The sequence below is a fragment of the Ruthenibacterium sp. genome, from assembly GCF_017421385.1.
Lineage (GTDB): Bacteria > Bacillota > Clostridia > Oscillospirales > Ruminococcaceae > Ruthenibacterium > Ruthenibacterium lactatiformans.
The window spans coordinates 66,541-75,884 of the sequence record NZ_JAFOIN010000020.1 but is presented as its reverse complement, the minus strand read 5'-3'; the positions used below and the strand labels follow the sequence as shown (position 1 = coordinate 75,884).

Sequence of the window (9,344 nt, the reverse complement as noted above, 5' to 3'; positions counted from 1 at the left end):
CGGCCTGCGCGCGGGCTTCGGCGCAGCCGCAGGGACCGCGCCCGTCTGGGAAGCTGCCGGCTTCGCCGCCGGAGCCGCAGTGTTCTGGCGCGTGTCGGATACGCCGGGGGTTGCCGCCTTGGGCGCTCTGGGCGCGCGCGGCCGGGATGCTTTTTGATTATTTTCCATTCGTTCCTCCATTTCCCGCGCGCTGCAAAGAAGCCCTGCCGTTGTTCACGGGCAGGCCGCTTTTCGCCGCGCATCTGCGGGAATTCTTTTTTATTTTTGTTTTTTATCAGCGGGATACCCCGCAAATATTTAAAAATAAAACGGCCCGGCCGGACAATGGGATGCCCCATGCATAAAACGGCCCGCCGGACGGCTTTATAAAACGTCGCCTGAATGCGGTTATTGTTATTCTAAATAATACCGTTTTTGGGTAGTATTGTCAAGTTTTGCCATCGTGCTTTGTGAGTATTGGATAAAAAATACCGCATTATTCGCACAGAGTGCTTCGTTTTTATCGCCAGCGTTCCGGCACGGGCCGCTCTGCTGCCACTTGCATGGCCGCCTGGTTTTCTCTATAATGATAGAGTCTGTTATGAGTTTATGAGAATACGGAGCGTTTTTATGAAAAAGATCACCATATACACCGACGGCGCGTGCAGCGGTAACCCGGGGCCGGGCGGCTGGGGCGCAATTCTGGAATACAAAGGCGTGCGCAAGGAGATCTCCGGCGGCGAGGCGGAGACCACCAATAACCGCATGGAGCTGATGGGTATCATCCGCGCGCTGGAACAGCTCAAAGAGCCTTGCGACATCACCTTCTGCAGTGATTCCAAATATGTGATGGACGGCCTTTCCAAAGGCTGGGCCAAGGGCTGGCGCGCCCGCGGCTGGGTAAAAAGCGACAAAAAGCCCGCGCTGAACAGCGACCTGTGGGCGCACCTGCTGGACCTGTGCGAAGGCCACACCTTTCATTACAATTGGGTAAAGGGCCACGCCGGGCACCCGGAAAATGAACGGTGCGACGAGCTTGCCGTGCAGGCGGCGGCCCAGTACAAGTAATATCGGCAAAAAAGCTGCCGGAATATATAATTTTTTCCAATTGCCTGTTGCAAACCACACCAAAATAGTATATATTATAGAAAGGCCGGACACACTGCTCCTGACCGTCTGCGGGCAGCGGCCATTCAAAAACAAGGCAAGGTGAAAACTTTGAGCAATATCATCTATGTGGACAACGCCGCCACCACGCCTGTGTCGAAGCCTGTTTTCGACGCCATGGCGCCCTATTTCTGCGAACAATACGGCAACCCGTCCAGCATCTTTTATTCCGTCGGCGCAGCGGCGGGCGACGCACTGGCCGCCGCGCGCGAAAAGGTGGCCCGCGCGCTGGGCTGCGATACCGGCGAGGTATTTTTCACGAGCTGCGGCTCCGAGGCCGACAACTGGGCCATCAAGGGCACGGCGCACAAATTTGCAAAGCAGGGCAAAAAGCACCTGATTACAAGCTGTATCGAGCATCACGCCGTGCTGCACTCCATGCAGGCGCTGGAACGCGAAGGCTTTGAGGTGACTTACCTGCCCGTAGACGCGGAGGGCTTTGTCTCCCCCGCCGATGTGGAAGCCGCCATCCGGCCGGACACAGCGCTTGTGACCATCATGTTTGCAAACAACGAGATCGGCACCATCGAGCCCATCGAGGAAATCGGCGCAGTATGCCGCAAGCACGGCGTGTGGTTCCACACCGACGCGGTGCAGGCTGTGGGTGCTGTGCCCATTGACTGCCATGCGCTGCCTGTCGATATGCTGAGCCTTTCAGCCCACAAGTTCAACGGACCGAAGGGCGTGGGGGCGCTGTATATCCGCCGCGGCGTGATGCCGCTGAATTTTCTGGACGGCGGCGCGCAGGAGCGCGGACGCCGCGCGGGTACTGAAAACCTCGCGGGCATTGTCGGCTTGGCCACAGCGCTGGAAGCCGCAGTGAACAGCCTTGACGAAAAGCGCGCACGGCTTGCCCGGATGCGCGACTATGTGCTGGAGCATATTCAGAAGATGCCCCAGGTAAAAGTGAACGGCCCATTGGACGGCAGCAAACGCCTGCCCAACAATGTGAACGCCAGCTTCACCGCGGCCGAGGGCGAAAGCCTGCTGCTCATGCTGGACATGCGCGGCGTCTGTGCCTCCTCCGGCTCGGCATGCGCCTCCGGCAGCTTGGACCCCAGCCACGTGCTGCTTTCCATCGGCCTGCCCCACGAGATCGCTCATTGCAGCCTGCGCATCAGCTTCGGCGTGCAGAACACGATGGACGACGCGAAGGCCGTGTGCGACGCGCTGGATGAGGTCGTGCCCGCCGTGCGCCAGCGCAGCCCGCTGTGGCGCGCATGATTTTAAGATGTGAATTTCCGGAAAGAAGGACAAAGGATTATGTATAGTGCAAAAGTGATGGACCATTTTGCGAACCCGCGCAATGTGGGCGAGATTGAGAACGCGGACGGCGTGGGAGAAGTCGGCAATCCCAAGTGCGGCGACATCATGAAGATGTTTTTGAAGATCGACAACAACGTCATCACCGACGTAAAATTCAAGACGTTCGGCTGCGGCGCAGCCATCGCCACTTCCAGCATCGCCACCGAGATGATCAAAGGCAAGACCATCGACGAGGCGCTGAAGCTGACGAACAAGGCCGTTGTGGAAGCGCTGGACGGCCTGCCCCCCGTGAAGCTGCATTGCAGTGTGCTGGCCGAGCAGGCGGTGAAGGCCGCTCTGGCCGATTACTACCGCCGCCAGGGCGTGGACCCCGAGCCGATTGTAGGCAAGCTGGAGGAGGATTGCCACGCCTGTGCCTGTGAGGCATAGTTCCCCTTTCCCCGCCGTAAAAACGAATGGACCGCAGCCCGGCCGTGCGCTTTCGCGCGCGGCCGGGCAGCCGGTTTTTTTCGATATCTTTGAAATAGCATAAAAGGAGTTTTCCTCATGACGGATGAAATCTGCTGCGGCAGCAGCTTCGGCACCTTTGAAGAGCAGGACAAGGTCCTTGTCGCGCTTTCCGGCGGCGTGGATTCCTCGGTGTGCATCCAGATCCTGCGCGACCAGGGCTTTGACGTGCAGGCGGTGGTCATCCGCTTTTCTCCTGCTCACGATGCGGCTGTGCGGGCCGCTCAGACAGTGGCGCGCCAGCTGGGCGTACCGCTTATCGAGGAGGACTGTACAGAAGAGTTCGAACAGCAGGTGGTGGAACCGTTCTGCGCGCAATACTGCGCCGGGCGCACGCCCAGTCCCTGCGTGCTGTGCAATCCCCGCGTCAAATTTGCAGCGCTGGCCCGTGTGGCCGACCGTCTGGGCATCCGCTATATCGCAACAGGGCATTACGCCCGCGTAACGGAGGAGAACGGCCTTTACTATGTACGCGCCGCCGTCAGCCCGGAACGCGACCAGAGTTACATGCTGTATGGGCTGCCCCAGAATATTCTGGCCCGCCTGTGCCTGCCTGTCGGCGAGTTTGAAAAGTCTGATATCCGCGAGATGGCCGCGTCCGCGCAGCTTGCCAGCGCGGATGCGCCGGACAGCCAGGAGATCTGCTTCATTCCGGACGGCGACTATGCCGCCTATATCGCCGCACGCGGCCTCGTTCCCCTGCAGGGCCGCTTCATCGGTCCCGACGGCGAAGACCTCGGCCCCCATAAGGGCGTGTGGCATTACACCGTAGGGCAGCGCAAGGGCCTGAATATCGCCTACGGCACTCCTCTGTTCGTGCGGCGCATCCGCCCGAACGGCGACGTGGAGCTTGCCCGCGGCGGCGATGAATTTTTTTCCGGCATAGTACTGACAGACGCCGCACGCGCGGACGGCAGACCCATCCTGGCTGGGGAGCGCTACGGCGTAAAGGTGCGCAGCCGCGCAGCGGCGGCGTCCTGCACTGTGGAAGCCGCAGAAAACGGCAGCGTGACGCTGCGCTTTGACGAGCCGCAGCGTGCCCCCGCCCCTGGCCAGGCCGCCGTACTGTACGACGGAGAACTGGTGCGCGGCGGCGGTACCATCTGTGAAATGCTGTAAATTTTTCACCAGTGTCCCCCGTGTTTGCTTTGCCCCGTAATAAAAAACGCCCGCCGGCGCGCGGGACACGCATGAATGAAATCACCCCGGCCTATAATAGGCCGAGGTGATTTTTTATGTTCATTTATCTTGGAGACAATGACTCTGTGTTTGAAGCAGCCCTGCGTGAGGATTCTTCCGTGCGGGCCTATTATGAGAGCCTGCCGGGCATGCTGCGGGAAAGGGTGCGTGCAGCTGGGCTGTATAGCGCACAGGAGATCGGCGCATATATCGATATGCTGATAGCCGGCGGAAACTGACGCGCACGCATCACGCGCCGCCGTATACGCGGTAGCATCCCTTGCCCGCCGCCTTTGCGGCATACAGCGCGGAATCTGCTCTTCGCAGCAGTTCTTCATAAGCGCAGGCTCCCGGCTTCGACAAAACAACACCGATGCTGCCGGAGACGTCCACGCCGCATTGCACGCTTACGGAGCGGCACATTTCCTGCGCGATCTTCCGCGCGCGTCCCACTGCCTGTTCGCCGCCCGCGCCCGGCATCATCATCAAAAATTCATCCCCGCCGACGCGGCCCACCACATCATCCCGGCGAAACAGCCCGGACAGATTTTCGCCCAGACAGCGCAGCACCACGTCTCCCTTTGGATGGCCGTAACGGTCGTTCGTCTGCTTAAAGTTGTCCACATCCAGCAAAAGCAGTGCAAATGGTTTTTCACCGGGGGTGTTCTCCAAAAGCGTACGGCAGCGCTGCTCTGTCGTGCGCTTGTTCAAAACGCCCGTCAGGCTGTCCGTCTGCGTCAGGCGCAGCAGGCGTGCCCGATCCTCGTGCTGAGGCGTGACATCCATGATACAGCCCACAGCACTCTCTCTTGCGCCGCTGCTGCCGCGCACTGCCACCAGTGAAACGCGCACCCATATCCCGCCGCCGGGCAGTTCAATCCGGCGTTCCGCACCGCACACATCATCGCCGTCCTCCTCCAGCGCCTGTGCGATACAGGCCGCATAAGATGCGAACGGCTGGGAAAAGCGCCCGGCATGGACCTCGGCGAGGAAAACCGGCGCGCGCTCCGGCAGTTCCAAGCCCGATTCTGAAGCGCCGGCAAAGGTAAGCATGTCCGTACCGTATTCATATTCAAACAGGACCTGCCCCTGCACACGCGCCAAGCGCTTGTAGTGATGCACGAACCGTGTTTGAAGCGCATGTCTGTTGGTAAAATCCAAAAACACGACTTGAATAACGGACCCCTCCGGGCCGGACAGCATCTGAAGTGTCCCGGATACCCAGCACACCGAGCCATCGCGGCGCACCAGCCGGCACTCGAAGCTGCGCGCGTCGCCCGGGCGGCGCAGCCGGGACAGATTACCCAACGCACCGCGCCTGTCGTCCGGATGAACGCACGAGAGGACATTCGGGTCCGGCTGGCTCCAGAAGTCCTCCAGGCTTTCGTATCCCAGTATCCGTGCCCCGGCCAGATTCGTATGAATGGCATGGTACCGTCCGTCCGCCTCGGCCCGGAACTGTGCGACGGCACACGGGATGCTGCTGAGCATCCCCGCATAAAAATCCCGCTCCTCAGAAAGTTGCTTGATCTCGCGTGACTTTGCGGCCGTTCCCGTCTGCTCCCGGGTGATATCGTAGAAAAAGCACAGCAGATAGCGGCCCCATTCCGGACTGCCCGCATATGTTGCCGTCATGCGTACCCATATCACGCTGCCATCTGCCCGGCGAACAGGGAGCTTGGTGTCGCACCGGCCCGCCGTACCGAACTGACGGCGCATTTCCGCATAAAGGCGGGCCTTCTCCGGCTCTGTGGCAATATGGGCAAAAAATGCTTTCTCCATTTCCGCCATCTGTCCGCGCGGATACCCGCACAGCGAGAACAGCTGCTCGTTTGCAAACAGCAGCTGCCTGCTGGAAGGGTCCACTCCGGCCACGGCACAGGGCACTGCGTCAAACAGCGAATGAGTGATGGAACGCACGGCGCTGTCCGTCAGGGCGGACGCTTCACAGTAGTCAGGCAGCCGCTGCGCGCCATCTGCGCCGCCCCACGGCAGCGCACAATAGCCGCCCGCCTGCTGTACGAACGCTTCGAACGCTTCCGCAGGCATCGGCTGTGCAAAATAGTAGCCCTGTGCCAGCGTACAGCCGAACGTATTCAGCCGTTCCACCTGCCCGGCCGTCTCCAGCCCTTCGCAGAGCACCGTCATGTACAGCTCATCCGCCATGCGGATGATATTGCGCAGGATTACATCGCTTTTATAGCCTTCCGCTGCAGCGCCCGAAACAAAGCTGCCGTCCAGCTTCAAGATATCAAACTCCAGTTCCTTGAGCAGATTGAGCGCGGAATAGCCTGTGCCGAAATCGTCAATGGATACCTTGCAGCCCAGTGCGCGCAGGCCGCGGATTACAGCCGCCGCCTCTTCCATGGATTCCGCCAGCATGGTCTCTGTCAGCTCGAATTCCATTAAGGACGGATGCACGCCATACCGTATCAGCAGCTGTTTTACCTTTTGGACGAAATCCGTGTCCTTCAGATGGGCGCGGGACACATTTACAGACACGGGGACAACGATGCTGTCTCCCGCCTGCCTCCCGCACAGATAACGGCATACCTGCTCGTAAATCATGAAATCCAGCTGTTCCACATTTCCCGTGCGCTCCAAAAGCGGCACAAACTCCGCTGGGCCTGCTACAGTGCCGTCCGGTTTTTTCCAGCGGGCCAGAGCCTCCGCCCCCGCTACACGCCCCGTACGCAGGTTTACCTTGGGCTGCAAATAAAAAGTGAACTGCTCCCGTTCCAGCGCCGCCTGCAGGTCCGCCTGCAAACGGATGGCGCGCGCCATCTCGTCTTTGAGTGCTTCATCAAACACAGCGCAGGCAGTGCGATACTTCTTTTTTGCCTCCTTGTGCGCGATATTCGCACCGTCAATGGCCGCGGAAAGCCCCTCTCCGCCGCCCTCCAGCGCACTGATGCCACTGACGATCTGCGGCTTTGAACGCGGATGGAACGGCTGCTGGCCCACAAGAAACCGCTCTACCGTTCCTGCGAAGCCCAACGCTTCATCGTACAGGTCCACGCCGGGCGTCCGCTCAAACAGGCACAGGAAATTATCCGAAAAAATACGGCCGCAGACACGGGTCCGCGGCAGATGCTTCAAAAAATCTGCAAAGGCGCCCAGCATACGGTCTCCCTCCGGCAGACCATACAGTTCATTTACAGACTTGAAATCAATAATGTTTGCATAGATCACGCCCATGCTGCGGCCCGCACCTGCGCTCAGAAGATACTTGCGGGACGACTCGCAAAATGCGGTAAAATTATAAATCTTGGTCAGGGAATCATGTGCCGCGATGCTTCTTGTTTCTTCCTGCTGGCCCATTGATGCGTCTCCTCTTCCATCCCGGTGCCCGGGCTTTTCTCCTCTTTCATATAAAAAACAGTATACAACGCATCTTCACAATATTCAACTGTTTCCGGGAAAAGAGCCTCTCAAAAGTAATTTTGAGAGGCTCTTTCTTGTCTTTTTTGACCATTTAAAACAGTTGCCGGACCACTTTCACAGCGCCTTCAGAAAACGCTTTTCCTCCTGCGGCACATCCAGTCCCAGTGTGCCGCCCGGATTCATGATATTGTCAGGGTCAAAGTACTGTTTGAGCGCGCGGATGACTCCATATTCATTCCGCCCCACTGCCCCTTCCAGCCACGGACCGAACATTTTGCCGATGCCGTGGTGGTGGCTCATGGCCGCGCCGCTCTTCTGAATGGCGTCCAGAATTCCCGAATGGTAGGCCTTAAATTCCTCCAGGCTGCTCATCTTTGCCAGAAAAATAAAATACAGGTTCGCTCCCTGGGGGTAAACATGGGACATATGCGTCATGCAGATCGTGTTGGGGCGAGAATGGCAATAGGCGCGCACATCCGCATGTACGCTGCTCATATTGCTCCAGTTGACGCTGCATTCCATGGTCTCGATGACAAGGCCGAAATCCTGCAGCGTGTCCCGCAGGTATGGGTCGCTGAAACGGCCGTGCTCCCAGCTTTTCGTCACAAAGCCCGTCAGGCTCATACCGCCGAATTTGCGGCACACTCGCGCTACGTTCCGCGCGCAGTTTTTGGAAAACCCCTTCTCTCCGTTGGTGAAGCCCAGATACAGGCACATCTCACCCGTTTTGAAGCCCCTCATATCAAACAGGTGCCGCAGCGGGCTTTCGTCCACACCGTACATGCGCATCATAATCTCCGTCTCCTCCGGGTCCGACAGACGGAACACCGAAGGAAAACCCGCCTCGCTCTGCATGATCTCCCGCGCGGCCGCCTGGGCCGTCTCCCAATCCCGGAACATATAGGAAAAGCGCTTGACCGTCTCCGGCATATGGCGGAACACCTTAAGCGTCACATGCGTCAGCACGCCGAATGCGCCCTCGCCGCCCATCATGATCTGCCCCAGGTCCGGCCCGGTGGCCTTGCGCGGGTAAGTATCCGTTTTGACGTGTCCGATGGGCGTGGCATACTCCTGTCCCATCACAATATCGCTGATGCAGCCGTAGTAGGTGCTGTTCTGCCCCGCGCCCCGCGTGACGACCCAGCCGCCCACGGAGGAATGCTCAAAGCTCTGCGGAAAATGGCCGCAGGTGTACGCCCGCTTTGCGCCCAGCGTCCGGGGAGCGTTGTTGAGCGTGTCCTCCAGCTTCGGGCCGCTCATACCCGCTTCTACGGTGATGGTCTGGTCCACTTCATTGAAGGCGACCACTTTGTTGAAGCGCAGGCGCATATCCAGCGAAATACCGCCTTTCATGCACTCCACGCCCCGTGTGACGGACGAGCCGCCGCCATAGACATAAACCGGTATCTTTTCCTGCGCACAATAAGCCACAATTCGCTCGATCTGTTCCTTTGTATCCGGATAAAGCACGGCGTCCGGTACGTTTTCCACCACTTGATTGCGCAGGCGCAGGATGTCGTACATGGTCTTGCCGTATGCAACGGAAAGGCGCGCGTAATCGTCCGTGCGCACATATTCCGCACCCACGATGTCCCGAAACGCATCCAGGCGGCGTTGTTCCATGGTGCAGGGCAGATCGAACCGCACTGCGTCCAGGCCTAAATTTTCCGTATAGTGGTCAAAGTCCGCGTCCGTCAGGCCAAATTTTTCCTTCACGAGTTTATAAAGCGATTCCTTGGGCGGTTTGATCTGATCCGGCGCGCCCCATTTGAAAATGGAGCGGTAGGATGTGGGTGGTACCTCGCCGTGGTACCATTTGGGTTCAAAATCACGATATGGCTTGGACATGGTCGTCTCCTCCT

7 protein-coding genes are annotated in these 9,344 nt (G+C 58.9%); 5 read left to right on the top strand and 2 right to left on the bottom strand.

The annotated features are described in order from the left end of the window. The first annotated feature begins 609 nt into the window (after positions 1-609). The 5 genes from rnhA to IIY41_RS02340 all read left to right on the top strand — a co-directional run bounded on the left by rnhA (position 610) and on the right by IIY41_RS02340 (position 4,337). Positions 610-1,047 carry a ribonuclease HI gene (gene rnhA, locus IIY41_RS02360; RefSeq protein ID WP_009325903.1) on the top strand — a complete coding sequence of 146 codons (438 nt, stop codon included), beginning with the start codon at positions 610-612 and terminating at the stop codon, positions 1,045-1,047. 141 nt (positions 1,048-1,188) lie between these two features. Then, positions 1,189-2,370, top strand: a complete 1,182-nt coding sequence (locus IIY41_RS02355) for a cysteine desulfurase family protein (protein ID WP_050004344.1) — start codon at positions 1,189-1,191, stop codon at positions 2,368-2,370. A 36-nt stretch (positions 2,371-2,406) separates the two neighbouring features. Beyond that, positions 2,407-2,841 (top strand): Fe-S cluster assembly scaffold protein NifU, encoded by a 435-nt coding sequence (gene nifU / locus IIY41_RS02350; protein WP_050004377.1) that lies wholly within the window; start codon positions 2,407-2,409, stop codon positions 2,839-2,841. Positions 2,842-2,958: 117 nt separating this feature from the next. Beyond that, positions 2,959-4,038, top strand: a complete 1,080-nt coding sequence (gene mnmA / locus IIY41_RS02345) for a tRNA 2-thiouridine(34) synthase MnmA (protein ID WP_256290689.1) — start codon at positions 2,959-2,961, stop codon at positions 4,036-4,038. A 116-nt stretch (positions 4,039-4,154) separates the two neighbouring features. Next, complete coding sequence (locus IIY41_RS02340) at positions 4,155-4,337, top strand: hypothetical protein (protein ID WP_009325907.1); 183 nt, start codon at positions 4,155-4,157, stop codon at positions 4,335-4,337. A 10-nt stretch (positions 4,338-4,347) separates the two neighbouring features. Here the strand turns inward: IIY41_RS02340 and IIY41_RS02335 are convergent, their stop codons facing one another. Then, positions 4,348-7,419, bottom strand: a complete 3,072-nt coding sequence (locus IIY41_RS02335; protein ID WP_287399508.1) for an EAL domain-containing protein — start codon at positions 7,417-7,419, stop codon at positions 4,348-4,350. Positions 7,420-7,596: 177 nt separating this feature from the next. Further along, complete coding sequence (locus IIY41_RS02330) at positions 7,597-9,330, bottom strand: FAD-binding oxidoreductase (protein ID WP_055080922.1); 1,734 nt, start codon at positions 9,328-9,330, stop codon at positions 7,597-7,599. Positions 9,331-9,344 lie beyond the last annotated feature (14 nt).

Bases quoted from the DNA above. Each gene is read 5' to 3' on its own strand.
- rnhA (WP_009325903.1), top strand. From the start codon at position 610: ATGAAAAAGATCACCATATACACCGACGGCGCGTGCAGCGGTAACCCG.
- mnmA (WP_256290689.1), top strand. From the start codon at position 2,959: ATGACGGATGAAATCTGCTGCGGCAGCAGCTTCGGCACCTTTGAAGAG.
- IIY41_RS02340 (WP_009325907.1), top strand. From the start codon at position 4,155: ATGTTCATTTATCTTGGAGACAATGACTCTGTGTTTGAAGCAGCCCTG.
- IIY41_RS02335 (WP_287399508.1), bottom strand. From the start codon at position 7,419: ATGGGCCAGCAGGAAGAAACAAGAAGCATCGCGGCACATGATTCCCTG.
- IIY41_RS02330 (WP_055080922.1), bottom strand. From the start codon at position 9,330: ATGTCCAAGCCATATCGTGATTTTGAACCCAAATGGTACCACGGCGAG.